At 44.4% G+C, this 18,814-nt stretch carries 17 protein-coding genes and 1 pseudogene; 9 read left to right on the top strand and 9 right to left on the bottom strand.

From position 1 onward, the window contains the following. Window positions 1-142 (bottom strand): annotated as a pseudogene (locus tag L5M17_RS18980) (IS4 family transposase); the annotation flags it as partial. Between the two features lie 141 nt (window positions 143-283). On the opposite strand from L5M17_RS18980, the gene L5M17_RS18975 reads away from it, so the two are divergent. From L5M17_RS18975 to L5M17_RS18955, 4 genes are all read left to right on the top strand, one after another. Further along, on the top strand, window positions 284-673 hold the full coding sequence (locus L5M17_RS18975; RefSeq protein WP_069453475.1) for a response regulator: 390 nt from the start codon (window positions 284-286) through the stop codon (window positions 671-673). 120 nt (window positions 674-793) lie between these two features. Beyond that, on the top strand, window positions 794-5,467 hold the full coding sequence (locus tag L5M17_RS18970; protein WP_263148837.1) for a CHASE domain-containing protein: 4,674 nt from the start codon (window positions 794-796) through the stop codon (window positions 5,465-5,467). Between the two features lie 180 nt (window positions 5,468-5,647). Further along, entirely contained in the window at window positions 5,648-8,398 is a 2,751-nt protein-coding gene (locus tag L5M17_RS18960) for a PAS domain-containing protein (RefSeq protein WP_317629600.1), read from the top strand. Window positions 8,399-8,432: 34 nt separating this feature from the next. After that, window positions 8,433-10,079, top strand: coding sequence for a diguanylate cyclase (locus L5M17_RS18955; RefSeq protein WP_263148836.1), 1,647 nt, complete (start codon window positions 8,433-8,435; stop codon window positions 10,077-10,079). Between the two features lie 139 nt (window positions 10,080-10,218). Here the strand turns inward: L5M17_RS18955 and L5M17_RS18950 are convergent, their stop codons facing one another. The 4 genes from L5M17_RS18950 to L5M17_RS18935 all read right to left on the bottom strand — a co-directional run bounded on the left by L5M17_RS18950 (window position 10,219) and on the right by L5M17_RS18935 (window position 13,001). After that, a complete protein-coding gene (locus L5M17_RS18950) occupies window positions 10,219-10,377 on the bottom strand; it encodes a hypothetical protein (protein WP_263148835.1) in 159 nt (52 codons plus the stop codon). Between the two features lie 133 nt (window positions 10,378-10,510). Continuing rightward, window positions 10,511-11,524, bottom strand: coding sequence for a helix-turn-helix domain-containing protein (locus tag L5M17_RS18945; RefSeq protein WP_263148834.1), 1,014 nt, complete (start codon window positions 11,522-11,524; stop codon window positions 10,511-10,513). A gap of 351 nt (window positions 11,525-11,875) precedes the next feature. Next, window positions 11,876-12,385, bottom strand: coding sequence for a hypothetical protein (locus L5M17_RS18940; RefSeq protein WP_263148833.1), 510 nt, complete (start codon window positions 12,383-12,385; stop codon window positions 11,876-11,878). 10 nt (window positions 12,386-12,395) lie between these two features. After that, entirely contained in the window at window positions 12,396-13,001 is a 606-nt protein-coding gene (locus L5M17_RS18935; RefSeq protein ID WP_263148831.1) for a tyrosine-type recombinase/integrase, read from the bottom strand. Between the two features lie 349 nt (window positions 13,002-13,350). On the opposite strand from L5M17_RS18935, the gene L5M17_RS18930 reads away from it, so the two are divergent. Both L5M17_RS18930 and L5M17_RS18925 read left to right on the top strand, forming a co-directional pair. Then, window positions 13,351-13,608 (top strand): hypothetical protein, encoded by a 258-nt coding sequence (locus tag L5M17_RS18930; RefSeq protein ID WP_218737364.1) that lies wholly within the window; start codon window positions 13,351-13,353, stop codon window positions 13,606-13,608. Between the two features lie 28 nt (window positions 13,609-13,636). After that, window positions 13,637-13,912 carry a hypothetical protein gene (locus L5M17_RS18925; RefSeq protein ID WP_259216134.1) on the top strand — a complete coding sequence of 92 codons (276 nt, stop codon included), beginning with the start codon at window positions 13,637-13,639 and terminating at the stop codon, window positions 13,910-13,912. A gap of 3 nt (window positions 13,913-13,915) precedes the next feature. On the opposite strand, the gene tnpA is transcribed toward L5M17_RS18925, so the two are convergent. Beyond that, the gene (tnpA, locus tag L5M17_RS18920) at window positions 13,916-14,332 is read right to left on the bottom strand and encodes an IS200/IS605 family transposase (protein ID WP_037426855.1); all 417 of its coding nucleotides are present in this window, start codon (window positions 14,330-14,332) and stop codon (window positions 13,916-13,918) included. A 45-nt stretch (window positions 14,333-14,377) separates the two neighbouring features. Here tnpA and L5M17_RS18915 point away from each other — a divergent pair, with 45 nt between their 5' ends. From L5M17_RS18915 to L5M17_RS18905, 3 genes are all read left to right on the top strand, one after another. Then, window positions 14,378-15,583: an RNA-guided endonuclease InsQ/TnpB family protein gene (locus tag L5M17_RS18915; protein ID WP_086904945.1), complete on the top strand. Its 1,206-nt coding sequence runs from the start codon at window positions 14,378-14,380 to the stop codon at window positions 15,581-15,583. Between the two features lie 203 nt (window positions 15,584-15,786). Then, window positions 15,787-16,098, top strand: coding sequence for a helix-turn-helix domain-containing protein (locus tag L5M17_RS18910; protein ID WP_140906700.1), 312 nt, complete (start codon window positions 15,787-15,789; stop codon window positions 16,096-16,098). Between the two features lie 224 nt (window positions 16,099-16,322). After that, complete coding sequence (locus L5M17_RS18905) at window positions 16,323-16,580, top strand: hypothetical protein (protein WP_259216132.1); 258 nt, start codon at window positions 16,323-16,325, stop codon at window positions 16,578-16,580. Between the two features lie 679 nt (window positions 16,581-17,259). Here the strand turns inward: L5M17_RS18905 and L5M17_RS18900 are convergent. The 3 genes from L5M17_RS18900 to L5M17_RS18890 form a co-directional block, all read right to left on the bottom strand. Then, entirely contained in the window at window positions 17,260-17,511 is a 252-nt protein-coding gene (locus L5M17_RS18900) for a hypothetical protein (protein WP_259216131.1), read from the bottom strand. Between the two features lie 78 nt (window positions 17,512-17,589). After that, window positions 17,590-17,991, bottom strand: coding sequence for a hypothetical protein (locus tag L5M17_RS18895; RefSeq protein WP_259216130.1), 402 nt, complete (start codon window positions 17,989-17,991; stop codon window positions 17,590-17,592). A 150-nt stretch (window positions 17,992-18,141) separates the two neighbouring features. Then, window positions 18,142-18,429 (bottom strand): hypothetical protein, encoded by a 288-nt coding sequence (locus L5M17_RS18890; RefSeq protein WP_259216129.1) that lies wholly within the window; start codon window positions 18,427-18,429, stop codon window positions 18,142-18,144. Window positions 18,430-18,814: the final 385 nt, after the last annotated feature.

Genomic DNA, 18,814 nt, shown 5'->3' with positions numbered 1-18,814 from the left:
AATTTCGACCTAACTCAGTCAAGGTCAGTGTCTTACATTCAATCAGTGCCTTAGAGGCCAGCATCAAGCTGTTTAATCGTTTTAGGTGAAGTTCTGGGCAGTATTGGTGTAAAGAATGTTGTAGGATATTGGCTTCGCGCATCTTGTTGTCCAAGTGTAGTTTTTGGCGAAACCATTTGATCATGCAACAAGATGCGCTTCCACCCTAATTTGATGATTTATTTGTAAATCATCAGGGGATTCTTCAGTGCTAAACGCTGGACAACCTTGAAATGGAGACCTTATGCAGTTAGAGAAAGTGTTACATGTCGAAGATGATGAATCAATTCGAATGATCGTCGAAATGGCATTGGTGGATTTATCTGGTTTAACTTTGGTGAGCTGCGAAAGTGGATTTGATGCCCTTGTTCAAGCTTTGCATTTTGAACCAGACCTGGTGTTGTTGGATGCGATGATGCCCGGGATGGATGGCCTTCAAACCTTGATTGAGCTCAGAAAACTGCCGGCCTATGCAAAGGTTCCTGTCGTGTTTATGACTGCACGTATTCAACAAGCTGAAAAGCAACAGTACATAGATGCTGGCGCTGCTGCTGTGATAGAAAAACCTTTTGAAGCTACTCAGCTTGGCGATCAACTGGACGCTATTTATCAAAACTTTAATGCCTCTGAATAACTATTTTCAGGCGATTTGTGACTACATTTGATGAGTGATAGGCTGGTCATACAGTAGCACTTTTTCGATTACTTCCAGTGTGTTGCTGCTCTATCTGCAGATAACTATAAGGAATAGGCATTGAATAAGCAGGCTGAAGTTTTATTGAAATACCGATGGTCTTTGCTGGTCTTGCTGGTAGGCATCACGCTTAGTGTATTACTGGGATATCAAACCCAGAGCAACAATATGCTGCGTATTCATCAGGCGATGCAAGGGGAGCTTGATCTCGTCTCAGAGGACATCTTAACCAAAGTTAAGCTATACCAGTATGGTTTACGCGGTGTCAGAGGTTCAGTATTAACCGCAGGTGAGCATGGCGTCAGTCGGGCACTATTTTACCGCTATAGTTTAACGCGTGATGTTGATGTCGAATTCCTCGGCGCTCGAGGTTTTGGTTTTATTCGCAGGGTGCCTGTCAGTGAGACGCCGCGGTTTTTAGCAAATGCGCGTGCAGACGGCTGGCCTGAGTTTAATATCAGGGAACTATCGCCGAACTCAAAAGAGCGCTATGTGATTCAGTACATTGAGCCTGTTGAACGAAATAAAGCCGCAGTGGGTTTGGACATCGCCTCAGAGCATAATAGATACGGTGCCGCAACATCGGTCATGCTGAGTGGTGAAGTCAGATTAACCGGTCCCATTACTCTGGTGCAGGCTTCAGGTTTACCTGAACAATCATTTTTAATGCTGATGCCCCTGTATCGGAGCGTGAAAACACCAGAGACCTTGGCAGAGAGGGAAAAACAAGCTTTTGGCTGGAGTTATGCTCCCCTGATCATGACTGAGGTATTGGCTCATGTCAGAGTAGATTCCAGTAAATTTACACTTAGCCTGGACGATGTAACTGAACCAGAAACTCCGGTTCGTTTTTTTAATAATACTGTGGATGCAACGGGCTTGTACGCTGTAAATGCTGTACACACTATTTATGGACGCAGCTGGCGCATTAATATGGCGGCTCAACCTGCATTTATTCAAAGCATGCAATTGCAATCACCTGTTCAACTCGGTTTGTTTGGCACCTTGGTTTCTTTGCTACTGGCACTGCTTGCTGGCTTAGTTGAGACTAATCGAAGAAATAGAGAACGATTGTTTGCGCAACAAGCCAAGCTGGTTTCATTAGTGGAGAGCTCAGCGGACGGTATTATTTCTTGCACCCTGGATGGCAGAGTTTTAAGTTGGAACAAGGGAGCGGAATCACTCTTTGGTTACACCAGTGAAGAAGCTATAAACACGGAGCTACAAAGTTTGATTGCCCAGCCTTTGCTGGCCGATGAGCTATCCGCTAGGCTGCGCTGCGTGGCGAAAGGTCAATCGATCACCAATTATGACACTGTGCATAAAACAAAAGGCGGCTCACTGATTGATGTTTCTATCACTTTATCGCCTATTTACGCTGAAAACGGCAAGGTTGTAGCAGCATCAAAAACGGTAAGAGATATTTCTGCGCAAAAATTAGCTGAAGCTGAAGTTCGCGAATTAAATACCAGTTTAGAAGCCAAGGTAGCTCAAAGAACGGCGGAGATCGCCAGTCTCAATCTATTATTCAAAAATGTACTTGCTTCTGCATCCGACTTTGCCATCATGGCCACAGATATGCAGGGGACGATCCAGTTATTTAATCGGGGTGCTGAGCTTTTATTAGGCTACAGTGCGGATGAAATCATGGGACAAGCAACGCCTTTGCTGTTCCATTCTGCAGAAGAGCTTGCTCGTCGTCTTGGTGCTGTTGATGAAAAGCATCCGCTTTTATCTTCACCTGATTTTCAGAGTCTCATTGAGCTTTCAGAGCATCCTGAGGGGTTCAGGGAATGGTGCTATCTGCACAAAGAGGGACAAAAAATAGATGTCAATCTGGTCATCACTGCAATGCGTGATGATAAGCATCAACTGGTTGGTTATCTCTTTATTGCTACAGATATTACCCTACAAAAACAAGAACAAAACCAGCTGATAGCCACACAACAACAGCTAAGCAGTAAGACTGAACAGTTGATGTTAGCTTACAAAGTTGCAGAGCTAGGTATTTGGGAATGGCGTTTAGCAGACAATTCCCTGGTATGGAATGACAAAATGTTCGAATTTTACGAGCAGCCTTCCGCATTAAATCACAATGGCCTGAATTACTCTCATTGGGAATCCAGAGTGCATCCTGATGATCGCGATGCTTCAGCATCCCTATTGCAAGATGCGGTAGCTGGCACAAGGGATTACACTCCTATCTTTCGTTTACAGTTGCCAAGCGGCAAGGTTCGCTATATTCAAGGCAGTGCTTATGTTCAGCGAGATTCTCAAGGTGCCGCCATCCGGGTGGTGGGTATTAATCGTGATATCACCGCTGAGCGTGAACTTGAGCTTCAACTGCGAGAGTCCAAATATTTAGCAGAGGCGGCAAATAGTGCCAAGTCGATGTTTTTAGCTAATATGAGTCATGAAATCCGAACACCGATGAACGCGGTCCTTGGAATGTTGCAGCTGATCAAATCAACGGAACTCTCGGCACAGCAGCACGACTACACCAGTAAAGCGCAAATAGCAGCCAGATCCTTGCTGAATTTAATCAACGATATTCTTGATTACTCCAAGATTGAGGCAGGTAAACTCGAACTGGAGCAACAACCATTTAACACCGAATCATTGCTTAGAGAACTTGATGTGGTGTTATCCCCCAGTTTAGGCAAAAAAAATATTGAGTTGCTGTTCGATGTTGACAGTGCATTACCAGCGGCTGTCGAAGGTGACAGTGCATTACCAGCGGCTGTCGAAGGTGACAGGCTAAGATTGCAACAAGTGTTAGTAAACCTGATCAGCAATGCGATTAAGTTTACAACTGAGGGTGAAGTGGTTCTTCAATTAACGCTGTTACAATTACAAGACAAAAAAGCACGGGTCCGTTTTAGTGTTCGTGACACTGGTATTGGTATTAGTCCGTCTCAGCAGCAACGTATTTTCGAAGGATTTACTCAAGCCGAAGCCTCAACAACCCGGCAGTATGGCGGCACAGGCCTTGGTCTGGTGATCAGCAAGCGTATTGTTGAGTTGATGGGGGGAGAGTTGCAGTTGCAAAGTGAGCTAGGCAAAGGCAGTCGTTTTTGGTTCGACCTGGAGTTTCATGTTGCCACTGAAGTGGAGGCGCAGCGCCTCATTACTATCAGTTCCGACACCAGGGTGTTGATTGTTGATGACAACGCAACGGCATTAGAGATACTGCAAAAAACAGTAGAGCAACTCGGTGCGAGTGTCATGCTCGCGCGTTCTGGTGAAGAGGCGTTGGCCTGTGTTGAGCATTGTTTTGCAACCAATCAAACATTGCATGTGGTGCTGATGGATTATCGCATGCCAGGCATGAATGGCCTGGAAGTGGCACAGTGTATCAAAGCAAAATCCGATGCAAGCAATTTGCCTGTGGTGATTATGGTCAGTGCCTTTGGCCGTGACGAAATTATGAAAGCACAAACTACTGAAGTCCTTCCTTATGCTGCTTATCTGACGAAGCCAGTCACACCACTGCAAGTTGGCGCGCTTATTGAGGGTTCCATCTCTGGAGATATACTAAAACCTTCCGCGCGAGTGAGGCCAGAGCAAAGCACATCACCTTTGCGCGGCCTGCGTTTACTACTTGTGGAAGACAATGAATTTAATCGTGTAGTGGCTTCTGAGCTGCTGGAACATGAAGGCGCAGTGGTAGATATGGCCTTCGGTGGGCAGGAAGGTATTGATGCGATTATTAAAGGGAATACCAGTTACGATCTGGTATTGATGGATGTTCAGATGCCTGTCGTTGATGGCTTAGAGGCCACACGTCAAATCCGCGCTGATAAGCGCTTTGCATCACTTCCTATTATCGCTATGACAGCGAATGTTTATACATCTGATCAGGAAGACTGCATTAAGGCTGGAATGAACGGGCATTTAGCCAAACCTTTTGATTTAGATAAAGTCATTGAAACTATTTTATTTTTTACCAACAAGAACCTTGATAAAGATACTCACCTTTCCTTTTTAAGCTATGAGTCAACGGAGCAACCGGCTCACTCAGCAAGGCTTTCTGGTGAGGTGGCAGTTAGCAATGATGTTGAGAACGCAAGTCAGAAGGCTTCATCCGAAACGATTAACCTTGCTCTGCCTGAATTGCAAGAAATTCATTTTGAAAGAAAAAATCTTGAAGTGTTGCTTAAGCCTTTTGGAGGGAAAGAGGCATTCTTCAGACGGTTAATCCATGTATTCGAAGCAAACTTTACCAGCCAGCTAGTAAGTCTGCAGGAGAAGATTAAACAAAACGATCACCACGAAGTTCTGGCTATTCTGCATGCCATCAAGGGAACGTCAGGCACTATAGGTCTTGCAACTGTATATCAGGTAATTTGCCAGCTTGAAACTCAGCTTAAACAAGATTTTAACTCAGAAGAGTTCCAACTTAGCACTCTTTATTCCGGACTTCCTGAGCGCTTAGACTTTATTGCACGGCATGAGTTGTCAGATATTCATCAGCTGCTTGCAAAAAAGGAGGCTAAAACTTCTGAAGCTGCTTTACCCCCAGCTTACGATAAAGATGACTTAGTACAAATGCTCGAGACACTCAGGCCATATTTGCAGACTGCTAATCTGGAAGTGTTAACTTTGTCTCAGCAGCTGAAAGAAAAACTTGTTGGTCACGAGCAATGGCTCAGTATGACAAAAGACCTTTTTGACGCGATAGAAAAGTTAAATTTCGATCTGGCTCTGCTTGAGTTGAATAGATTAAACAAATGATGACAAACGAAACGTCATGACAGTGAACAGATAAGCCACAGTAGACAAGAATATACAGGCGGGGTTATGCAATTAGAAAAGATCATGTACGTATTTGAAGCTAATCAGTTTGGAGATCAACAAGAAGCTATTTCTCAACGCTTTTATGCGTTCGCATAACTATTAACACTGGAGTCGCTCATGCAAATACCCGAGTTGCCCTTTACAGAACAAGAAAGACTTTTGACGCTGCAATTGACTGGGTTACTCGACACTGAGTCAGAGCCTCGTTTCGATCGACTCACACGCCTGGCACAAATGACTTTAGGTACAGAAATCGTGCTTATTTCTCTGGTTGATTCAGAACGTCAATGGTTTAAATCTAAACAAGGCCTGGATGCCTGTGAAACGACAAGGGATATTTCATTTTGTGGCCATGCAATTTTGGCTGATGGTATTTTCGAAGTTCCAGATACCCTAGCCGATGTTCGTTTTGCAGATAATCCTTTGGTTTTAGGTGCTCCTTTCATTCGGTTTTATGCTGGAGTGCCTTTGTTAAGACATGGTCAGGCCATAGGAACACTTTGTTTCATTGATAGCAGTCCCCGCCACTTTTCAGACAAAGAAAGAGAGATCGCGGCGGAGTTCGCCAAAGTAGTAGAGCAGGAAATTCAGGACAGGCTTCAGCAAGAAGCCCACCAGCAGTTGGCTGCAAGCGAGTTAATGTACCGCTCAGTGTTAGAAGGAACAAGGATAGGCACCTGGCAATGGAATGTGCAGACAGGAGAAACCCTGTTTAACCAGCGCTGGGCTGAAATCGTTGGGTATGAACTGGCCGAACTGGAACCTGTTTCTATCAATACCTGGCTAAATTTGGCACACCCTGATGATTTACCTGGATCTGGCCAACAACTGCAGGCTCATTTTGACGGGGACGCTGCGTTTTATGATTTTAAGTGCCGAATGAAACATAAAGACGGCCATTATGTGTGGGTGCATGACAGAGGTCGGGTGATTTCATGGACCTCAGATGGTAAGCCACTGATGATGTATGGCACTCATGCGGATATCACTGAGCAAAAAAACAGTGAGTTGGCCTTGTTGCAAAGCAGAGACCAGTTTCAAACCTTAGTCTCCAATATACTGGGCATTACTTACCGATGTCAGGCCGATGAAAGTTGGACTATGTTGTTTATGAGTTCTCATATCGATCCTCTGTCTGGCTATCCTGCCTCTGACTTTATAAACAACGCAGTGCGTAGCTATGCCAGCGTGATCCACCCGGATGACAGAAAATGGTTGGAAGATAGCGTTGCGAAAGCTATGGTCAACAAAAAAAATTGGGTACTGAATTACCGTATTTTACATGCTGATGGTTCAGTTCGCTGGGTAGAGGAAAGAGGCGCCGCTGAATATGATTATGCAGGTAAGGCACTATTCCTCGACGGCTTTATTCTTGATGTCAGTAAAGAAAATAAGCTACAGGAACAGTTAGTAAAGCTAACCCAGCAATTACCGGGCGTTGTCTACCAATTTCAGTTATGGCCGGATGGCCGAACAGCGTTCCCTTACACCAGTGCCGCTATTGAAAACATCTACGGAATAAAAGCCGAAGATGTTATCAACGATGCATCGCAGGCTTTCGCTAAGATATATCCGGACGATTTACCTGCCGTAGCAAAAAGTATTGAAGATTCACGTCTTGGCATGACCCTATGGCAACATGAATATCGGGTTTTCAAAAAAGATGGTTCACTGATGTGGCTATCTGGCAGAGCAACGCCAGAAGTACAGTTGGACGGCAGTACTTTATGGCACGGTTATATTCAGGATATCACTCAATCGAAAGAATACTATCTTGAGCTTGAAGTGCTGAATAAACAATTGCGGTTTACCCAGCAATGCCTTGAGCTTGCCAGCGAACAAGCAAAAATTGGTTATTGGCAGGCTTCGCTTAACAATAGTTCGCTGTGGTGGTCTCCCATTATTTATCAAATATTTGGTTTTGATCCTAATGAAACTAAGCCCAGCGTTACACTGTTTAAAAGCACCTTACACCCTGATGATGTGGCAAAAGTGGAACAGAGTGAACAACGTGCCCGAGAAACAGGTATTCATAACGTGGTACATCGAATTGTGCGCCCAGATGGTGAAATCCGTTGGGTACATGAGCTGGCTCAACTACTGCCTGAAGAGAAAGACCCCGATTTGACATTGGTAGGTTCGGTGCAAGACATCACTGAGCGTATGAAGTTACAACAAATAAAAGACGAATTTATCTCTACGGTAAGTCATGAACTTCGTACACCTCTTACCTCGATCCATGGCGCATTAAATTTACTGACTGCGTCTACCTTAGTCCAACTTCCACCTAAAGCCGAGAAGTTACTGGGAATTGCTAGTAGCAACTGTCAGCAGTTAAGTCGCTTGATTAATGACTTATTGGATATTGAAAAATTGGTGGCGGGAAAAATGCTGTTCGATATAAAGTTAATGGAACTATGGCCAGTTCTGCAAAAAGCTCTGGATGACCATCAGCCTTATGCAGCACAGCAAAATATTCGTTTGCTATTAACGCTTGATACACATGCAAAGGATATTGTGATCTCTATTGATGAACACAGGTTGATGCAGGTATTAACCAATTTACTTTCAAACGCAGTGAAATTTTCGCCTTTAGGGGGCGAGGTTGTATTGTCAGCTAAACGCATTTCTGATGAAGTAGAAATTTCTGTGCAAGATAGCGGCCCCGGGATTTCTGAAGACTTTAAACACAAAATTTTCCAGCGTTTTTCTCAAGCTGACGCCAGCAGTGCCAAGATGAAAGGTGGTACAGGTTTGGGGTTAGCGCTTTGCAAGGAAATAGTCGAAGCTATGCATGGCTCTATAGGCTTCGAGTCCGAACCTGGTTGCGGTGCAAGATTCTACATCAGCTTCCCATTAAGAGATTGATAGTCTAGCCTGATACTAAAATTTTGCAGGAGTAATGCATTTGCCAACTAAAAAGTCGCCTGAACAACTTCAACAATTTATGGAAGAACTGCAAGCAAGTTTTTTGGCCAAGTTAGGTTTAAAGGCAGAATTATTTGCTGAGATATCTCATCAGTTGGAATCAGGTATTCTCACTACTTTCCCTGAACTTATTAGTGAAGCTCATCAGTTAGCGGGCTCCTGTGGTACTTTTCAGTTGAATCATCTGGGAATGCTGGCCCGACAAATTGAAACCATAGCTTTGAGTGTTGATGCTTCAGAGAAACTACAGGGAGACAGGCTCAAAAGTTTGATTGATTCGTTGAGACTTTTTGTTAACGAGGTTGAACAGGTTCTGACTGGACCCAGAGACTTCGCTACAAATCTTTTGCCTGCATTCGAGATGGCACAAGACGTTTGGTTAGTGCTCAACCCTTCGGCTTTGCGCGACGAACTATGTGCTCAGTTAGGCGCCTTTGGTTACCCAGTCAAAATTTTTTCAACTTTTGCTGAATGTATTGAAGCGCTGAGGATCCAAACGCCAGCCTTATTGTTTTCTGAAGCAGTGTTAGCTGATCAGCTTTTGTTTGACCAAAAAGAACTGATCGACATTATGAGCGAGCATAAACGCTGGCTGATGGTTTATTCTGCCACAGACAGTTTTGATTTACGGATCAACGCCGTCAGACATAAGACTCATGGATATTTTGTCTCGCCTCTGGATATCCCAAGTATGATGCAAAGAATTACCCGCCTATTTGATAACAGTACATTTTCAGATAAGAAAGTGAGTATTCTTGATGACGACCTTTTACTAGCTGAGCATTACAGCTGGGTGCTTGAATCTGCGGGAATGGAAGTTCAGGTGATCCGGGACTCAAGATTAGTCATACCGGAGTTACTGTCTTTTAAGCCAGATGTTCTATTACTTGATATGCATATGCCAGAGTTTTCTGGCGCTGAAATTTCAGGTGTTATCCGGCAGTACGAGTCGTTAAGTAGCCTTCATATTGCATTTTTATCTGCTGAGCGTGATATTCAATTGCAGTTACAGGCTTTATCTTACGGGGCTGATGATTTTATTACTAAACCAATCTCTAATGAGAATTTAGTTACTGCCGTCAAGTTAAGGCTTGCGAGAAACAGAGATATTAAGTCGTTAATCGAGCGGGATAGCCTGACAGGTTTGGTTAAACACGGCAGTATAAAAGACGCTGCATTGATTGAGTTTGATCGGATGCGGCGTTCTGGTGAGCACTTTTGTATAGCGATGATTGATTTGGACCATTTTAAGAGTGTGAATGACTCTTATGGCCATGCTATTGGTGATGTTGTGATAGGGACTATTGCAACCTTACTTAGGAAGAGGCTCCGCCGTAGCGACAAAGCTGGGCGTTATGGCGGTGAGGAGTTTATGGTCGTGTTGCCTAAATGCAGCGCTATGGACGCTAAATTGCTCATAGAATCTATTTTAGGTTCTTTCAGGGACATTCATTTCAGTGCAGGGCAGCAATCCTTCTCCTGCACATTCTCTGCAGGTATCGCCTGTAGTTCAACGGGTTATGCAGATGCAGATATGATGATGAACGCCTCCGATCAAAGGCTCTACAACGCCAAACGCAGCGGCAGGAATCGAGTGTGCGTTAATATTGAAGGCGAGTAACAGAATAGGAGCACATCCTTTATATACTCAATGGCAGTTGGTGATTAAAACCAGATATTTATTCAACCTAAACCTGAATTCATTATATGGCCGCTGTTCGCTCATAACTGACTGTCAGGTCAGATATGAGCTAGTACAATTAATCATCGTCATAGTAGTCTTCGATTTTAGCTGCATCCCAACCTCTATCCCAATCTTCTTGCGACCACCAATCAGTTTCTGACCAGTCGTATGGATTGGCAGACTTGGATTTACCTTTCCAATAGGCGTTATAGCCTTCTTTATATTCACTCGACATTTATTTACTACGCGGTGCGTTATTGCCGCGCCCTCCACCTGATTTTTCTCCTGTTTTGCTTGGACCATTTACCGGGGCAGGTCTGCTTGATTTCGCCATGTTAGTCTCCTTTTTGCTTTACACTAGGCTTTGGTTATTCGAATTTGATTGAAAAACGTATTTCTGGTAATTCGGTCACTTTTTTGTAGGTAACATCTGGCTCGAATGGTGCTATTTCTTCACCATCAAAACTCTCGTTAATACCAATAGGCAAAGGTACAAATTTGCCTCTTTTTCTGTCGGTTATCGTTTTCATTAGGTCATCTATATTGGCCGCTGACCAAGGTGCACGTTTGATTTCACCGTGTTCATTTACCCAAACCTTGTAGATGCGTATTGCTTTGGTCATTTCATCTTTATCGTCGTAATTCATATAGAACATGCCAGGCTGAGAGCGGCGAGGATCAGAAATAGGGACTGTATCCAGCCATTCAGAGAATGAGACACGAAATTCAGCAGCGGAATTAAAGATGCGATGTCCTGTGTCTATTATTTTGCGTTGGCCGTACTCAGTGAATTGGACAATAAATTTAGAAGCTGAACCTTCAGGAACAAGTGGATCACCATCTAAGCAAACTTTCTCAACACAGCCGTAAAGCAATCGGTCACGAGTCGTTTCCCATGTATCTTTTTGCCAGTCAGAAAGTTCAGCCCATACCAAGCCGATTTTTTCATTAAGCTCTATAGGTCGTATGGACCAAGTAAGTTCGTCTTCGAAGAAAGTAATCGATATCTTTTTAACCTGAGTCCCATCGATAATTGTTAATCGTGGCTCGTATCCATCTCCATAGACTTTGGCTCGGGACGTTATATCTTCAATAGTCTGGTAATATCCTCTGGCAATCTCACCATCGATAGAGAAAGGAGTTGTGATGTACCATAGCGAATTATCTGAGTTTATGTTTGTGCTCAGCTCTTCAGGTGAAATATCGAAGTGCTTGGCTATTAACTGGATTTTTTCAGTTGTCGTGCGTCCATATCTCTCTATATTCTGATAATGCCTTTCAGTGACTTGACACGCCTCAGCTGTCTCAGCTTGCGTTTCACGTTTATTCTTTCTGAGGTGCTTTAACAAATTTTTATTTAATTGAACTGATTGCTGAGCCATGTGTGTTTCATCATTGAGTGAAGTTGTGGCGATTATAAACGTATGTGAGTTCGTGTAAATGCAGCCATGCACGAAGTCATGGCTTGAATTTGAATTGGTAAGATTTGAGAAAAGGTCAATGATACTTCGGTAACTGCTGTTTAGTTTCTAGATTGATAAACCAAGTCATTTTGTAGCGGCACACTGAATTTGTGCCAAGCGATGAGAGAACATTTGTTGCATATAAGCTGTGGGCTCATGAAAAATCGAATGTCTGCAATTAAGGCAAAGTAGATATTCATGTTGTCCTAAATTGTTTTTGAAAGCGGCAAAATAATTCAATTTTGCCGCGTTTATTTCCCGCCAATGTACCTAATTGCTGAAGCCAAACTCACTAAACACTTGCCTGCAAGATTGAAGCGCCAAACGCTCGTAACGTATCTTCCTCAATTCTTCACGAATATAGCTTTCCCTCTGGGGCGATAACTCCAATAAGATTTGCAGGCCGTTTTCTCTGCCAGCCAGCATGGCTTCTTGGTCAATGAACTGCTCTAGCTTTTGAGTGATGATGGCATTCGGTTCAGGCGTTAATGGTGGGCTTTCTGGAACAGATTGTTGAAACTGTTCCTGTTGGGAATTTTCTGTAGGGATTGAAAATAGCAACGGAGTGGTACCTGGTTGCCGCGTGACAACGATCTTGCCCTCATTAGCCAGACTCAAACTCACCCTATGAAAAACCTGTTTTAAATTTTTGCGATTGTACTCCTGTAACCCAGCGTGATCCGCGAATAGCTCCATCAATTGAGTGCCGGTCTTGGGGTGGCCATCTGCCAGTGTCGCTTGGATAAAATTCACAACTTCCTTTTTTTCGGTTTGTTTCATTGTTATCGCCTCAGATATCTAAGTTTTCTGACGCCTCAAGAGCATCCTGAACGTCAATTCCCAAGTAACGGACCGTACTTTCAATTTTCTTGTGGCCAAGCAACAGCTGAATAGCCCGGATATTTTTATCGCGCTTGTAGAGGATTGATACCTTGGTTCTGCGCATGGAATGCGTGCCATAGAGACTTGAATCTAGCCCGATCGACTCGACCCATTTATGGACAATTCGATCATAAGCACGGGTCGTCATGTGAGGAATACTGTGTTTTCGGGATGGAAATAGAAAGTCATCGAACTTCAACGTTTTCAATTCGACCCAAGCTTTGACGGTTTTACGTGTCTGAGGTGTGATCTCGAATTGGACTGGTGTTCCAGTCTTTTGCTGCACGATACTTGTTCTGGCCAAGACCTCCCCTGATCGCATCACATCAGAAACTTTGAGCGATACTAAGTCACAGCCGCGTAACTTGGAATCTATCGCTAAATTTAGTAACGCCAATTCACGAGTGTTCTTTACAATTTCGAGCCTAGTTCGAATAGCCCAGATCTCCTGCTGCTTCAATGGAGCCTTCTGACCGATGATCCGGCCCTTATTCCATGCAACACGTTTTTCCATGATGACCTCCCGATTTTTTGAGAAACCATAGGGTGAAGTCACTTGGTATAGATGCAAAGCCCTCTAAAATAAAGCTCAAAAAACACACAAAATGAGGAAAGCTTTTTCAGTGAATTCCGCTCTGCATTCGAAAGCAGACGTTCGATGTAAGAAACTGAAATGTCAGGAATTGGCACAGAGCCGTCATTCGGCTCTGAAACGTTTTTGTCCAAAAGTGAGTTTGAAAATGATCAAACTTAATTATGAGAAACTGAAATTCGTCCTCAGATAAATTATCAAACAATAGCGGTATTACCGTTCATGACACCCATAATTTTTATCAAACTTTATTATGGTCGTACAGGTGTTAATGACTAACATCGATTGGCCATCCGGCGCGACATGTGCGACTCAGGAAGAGGACGGTGAAATCATTTTCTGGAAAGCCCCGGTGGAGACTGTATTGTCAGTGCGTGACGACGCTGAAAGCCGTGGTGATCTGCCATCTCTTCTCCATAAGGATATGGTACATAGCTGGTATCATAGGGATAGCGGCCATGACGATGATTTACCAGAGCTGGCGTGTGATTGGCGTACCGCGTTAGTCACCAAACCAGCTCGGTTCTAAGTTAAACGATGACAGAGATAGGCCAGAGATGAAAATCAGTAAGTTAGTTGAACATCAGTACCGTGCTAAGCCAAAACAGCTGGCGTTAAAACCGATCCTTCACCTCGTCTGCGTCTTAGAAGAAATCCTAGGAAATGCCAGTGCTGAGCAACTGCTGGCTATTATCAAAGACCATCAACAGCTAGTTGCGTTGCGTAAGCAATGCGCCACTCCGCACCACAACACGCTTGACGTTTATCGGATAGTGCGGAAAACCTCGCCGTTCAGGGCGAGGATGAATAGCGCAACGGCGAAGCCGTTCTGAGGGCTACGCCGGAGTTTGTTGCTGCTCAATATACTGCCGGATGATCTCAATTGGCGCACCACCACAGCTCCCCGCAAAATAACTGGGCGACCAGAGCGCACCTCCCCAGAGTTTCTTTTTGATCGAAGGGTAATTCTTTTTTCGGATCATCCGGCTGGATACACCTTTGAGACTGTTAACCAGATTCGACACGGCCACCTTCGGCGGGTAATTCACCAACAAATGCACATGGTCGTCTTCACCGTCGAACTCAACCAGCTCTGATTCAAAATCAAGACAGACCTTTTCAAAAAAGATTTTTAGATCATCCAGCACTTCTTTGGTAAAGACATTTCGTCGGTATTTTGTTACAAAGACCAAATGAACGTGCATTTTAAAAACACAATGCCTGCCATGCCTTAAATCGCTTTCAATTTCCATAGACCAATCTATAATTGAGTTGTATTGACACAGTATGAGCAAGCCATGCAACGACTGCAAGCCTACAAATTCGAACTGATTGTCACTGGAGAGCAGCAGCGCCAGATGCGCCGCTTCTCCGGTGCTTGTCGGTTTGTCTATAACAAGGCGCTGGCGTTGCAAAAAGAACGACATGAGCAGGGTGAAAAGAAACTATCGGCCTTTGAACTGAATAATCTGTTACCACAATGGAAAGCAGAGCCAGAAACAAAATGGCTGTCTGATTCACCTTCTCAAACGCTGCAACAGTCGCTGAAAGATTTAGATCGGGCGTACAAAAATTTCTTTGCCAAACGAGCAGACTTCCCGCGCTTCAAAAAGAAGGGTCAGTCAGATAGCTTTCGCTATCCACAAGGGGTGAAACTGGAGCAAGGCAATAATCGACTCTTCCTGCCCAAGCTCGGCTGGCTGCGTTACCGCAACAGTCGGACGGTGGAAGGTGAGATTAAAAACGTCACGGTCAGTCAGGTTTGTGGTAAGTGGTATGTATCGATCCAGACCGAGCGGGAAGTTGAAATTGCCGTGCATCAGGGCGATGCCATCGGCATTGACATGGGCATTGCCCGCTTTGCCACCCTGTCCGATGGCCGTTTCTACGCCCCGCTCAACAGTTTCAAACGGCACGAAACCGCTTTGCGCAAGGCGCAGCAGGCCATGAGCCGCAAGGTAAAATTCAGCAATAACTGGAAAAAGGCCAAAGCCAAAGTTCAGCGCATTCATTCCAATATCGGCAACAGCCGCCGTGACTACCTGCATAAAATATCAAACGACATTAGCAAAAACCACGCGATAGTCTGTATTGAAGATTTGCAGGTCAAAAACATGTCAAAATCAGCGGCAGGAACCGCCGAGCAACAGGGTAGGAATGTTAGGGCGAAGTCAGGCCTGAATAAAGCCATTCTTGATCAAGGCTGGTTTGAGTTCCGTCGCCAGCTCGATTACAAGCTGGCATGGAATGGCGGCCACCTGATCGCCGTTCCACCGAAAAACACCAGCCGGACGTGTCCGTGCTGTGGTCACATATCGAAGGATAACCGCGCCACGCAAGCTCGGTTTGCCTGTGTGGAATGTGGCTTTGAAGAAAACGCCGATGTCGTCGGCGCGATCAATGTATTAAGGGCGGGACACGCCCGATTAGCCTGTGAAGTGAGTGGTGCAACAATGCCGCCAGCAGCAGGAACCCACCGAAGCGAGTCCGGCGTTCGCGCCTAACCGCAGTAGGAATCCTCGTCGTTTACGGCGAGGAGGATGTCAATTCATAGACGGATGGCGAAAAAGCGATATCCCCAAAAGTGGAAAGGAAATACCTGACAAGCTATTAGAGATGTACAAGCTAATCGGGAACACGTTCCGTAGTTTCTCTGAGGATGATATTGCGAATAACATCTTAAGTGGTGAGTTAAGAGAGGTTCGAAATGACTGATGAACGCTTAGATAGAATGCACAAACTGGCTCAGCGTTTAGCTAAAAATGGCACGATGGATCAGCTAACCATGCGAAAAATCGATGCACTCGCGCTCAGCGCAAAGCTAGATGAAATGACAGCAGAGCGAATAAAGCATATTAGGGAGCGTGAGCACATTAGCCAAGGTGTCCTCGCTACGATTCTGAATATGAGCAATGAGAGCATTCAAAAATGGGAACAGGGAAAGTCTAAGCCACAGGGTGCCGCGTTAAGATTGCTTAACATGATTGATAAGAATGGCATTGAGTGTGTGCTTTCTTAAGAGACACAAGCCGCAGACGGAGCCGATGGTTCCGTTTTTTGCTTCTACCGTTCAAATTCCTGCAAATCTGCACCAAGCTAAATCACACCTAACAGCATGAATGTAAAGTGTTAACTTAAATATTTTCAGCTTAATTCCACCGAATCAAAGTTTGAATTTAGCCCTCCCTTACTTAAAATAATGTGACATAATTTACTATTAAATACCCCTACGAGAATTTGCGCATGGTTCAATCAAATCAACAGATAGAAACGATTTTAGCCGCATGGCTTAGCGTGGGGAATGAGTTCAATCCTCATAATAAATTGTATCGGCATCCTGAGTTTATCTTTAGAAAAGCCGGAGAGTGGAATGGATGGAATGATTTTTTTGGTCTGAGCCCCGATGCAGACACTTATGAGGAAAATGATCGAATAAATGAGTTAGAGAATCAGGCTTGGGAGTTATACAAAGAACGCTTTCATCAAGTGCGCCTTCCTTAATATATGTCCCCTGGGAGCGTTGCCGGGAACAACACATCTCCCATGTAAAGGCCTAACAGAGTTACGGACCTGGGGGAATCATGTCCCGGAGCTGAAGAAGTCCCGGACTAAAACACTCACATCTATGTCAGTGCTTAACACACATCTCAACGTCGCTTCATATCTATCCGGGCATTGGCCAAAATCAACAATTCCCATGTAATCGCCTAACAGAGTTGTCAGCCTGGGGGGAAAGCGTGTCCCGGAGCTGTCGTACTTGAGCCATCAGAAAAACATCAATCCCCGTTTGAGAGATTCCCTAGAAATTTGTGTCGTTTTGAATCTGTGAGAAGCTGCTAGAAACTCAAAGCAGGAGCGTACAAGATGACGATGAATATCCTAGGGACAGTAACAACGAGCGAAGGTGGCAGCACTCAATGCCTTAATCAATCCGGCAAGTGGGACTGTAGTTCTCTCTTTAATTGCTGTGATTGCGGCGTAAGCGACGGCGGCGCGGGTTGCGGTTGTCAATACTGTTTTAGCTGCAATGCTTGTGATCATTGCCTACAAGAAGAATGAATCGCTATGAGACCACTGTGTTATTCGGCAATAAGGGCGCGATTAAGCGCCTTTTTCCATGCTTAATGGCAATAAAAACCCGCACTAAGCGGGTATTAATTAGAAGGGACGCTCTTAGCCATTAGAGGTTTTCACGCGCCCAGTCGTAGGCTTGGCGATGATTGTCTAACGAGACTAGGCTGACTGCCAGCTCAACAAAGCCAGCCGCTCGAAGTGCTTCACATTGTTCAAGGTATTTGTCCATTTCGCTTGCGGCAGCAAGAAACGCATCCTCAATTTTTTCGTAGTCTGAAGAAGTGCAGTTGCTAACATCTGACTCGTCAGTGATTTCTTTAACAAACGCTTCTCTTGGGTCTACTGATTGAGTTTCCATCTATTTTTCCTCATTGGGTTATCTACTGTGAATAGGCTACCAATGATTGAATTTCTGGCAAATTTCAGATCTGGTGGATTAGACCTTCGGGAAAATATAGGTGCGTTCTATCTCGAAGCAGTGCAACGGTACTTTGTTAGCGCCGTACTCAGAATTAAAGTTGACCGTGGCTTCAAAATACCTGACGCGGGATACCCCAGCCTGCTTGTAAAAGTAATCAGCGGTTTGAGAGCGGTCATCGTTGTAGCCGCTCAACAAACTAAACTCTCGATGGATCCCCCCAAAAGCCTTCACGAAGGGATAGTACAATCTTGAGCGACTGCCATCATCAAAATCAGACTGATAACCGAGCTGTTTACCTACAGGCGAAGTCTCAGAGCAATCCAATTGGGTAAAGGATTTTTTCTGTTCTATTCCACCGTCTGCGTAAACACAGAGTGAACACGCTAGAGCTACTGAACACAAAAATCTGACTTTCATTTTAACCTTCCTTTTATCCACAATTTTTGTGAATAACGCTTGGATATGCTTAATACAAAATTAGGTTTCATCTGTTTCATCAGCAATTTAACACAAAATCCCCAGATAGAATCAAATCTATAGGGGCTAAATTACATCTTAGGCAGCTTCTTAGGTGCCTTGATGAAACAGAATATAGGCTGCGCCATTATCAATGGCCTCTAGGACCGCACCCCTGATTTCCTGCGGCACATCATCTATTGATACATCACCATCTTCATCGGAAATGCAGCAGGTGTTCACAACGAACTCCCAAATGCCGCAGTTATCCGCGTCATGGTTCTTGCGATGCGTATACGTCGCGATTTCTTCAATCCATGCCCAGACAGGCGTTTGCTCTGGCGTATCGTATTCAACGTATTCAGCCACATTGATGTCAGCAATATTCAGTATTTCCACTACCCTTTCCTCTCAGAATTATCGAGCCATTTGACTCATGCTCATTAACTCATATTGGGAAATTCACGCAAAAATTCGGGGTTCCCAGGCACGAATCAACTTACTCTGTTAACCTATTACTTTAATATTTTTTCGGTCACCATATATGGTTGTAAATTACGCACAAAAAACCGCTCATTGGGAGCGGAAACTCACTTGCGTGGATTGCGCCTGCAAGAGAGACTGTGATGGCCAGTGATAACATCTTGTATTTCACAGAAACATCCTTATATAGCACTATTGAAAAATTTAAGATTAATGTTTGCGGATAACATCGATTTCTTTCGAGCAAGCATAAATTCGCTTTGCCTTTCTCCCGAATCCATTAAACCCATATTTGAAAATA

It is taken from the genome of Shewanella sp. SW24 (genome assembly GCF_025653395.1).
Classification (GTDB): Bacteria; Pseudomonadota; Gammaproteobacteria; order Enterobacterales; family Shewanellaceae; genus Shewanella; species Shewanella oncorhynchi.
This window is presented reverse-complemented; position numbering and strand designations above follow the sequence as displayed.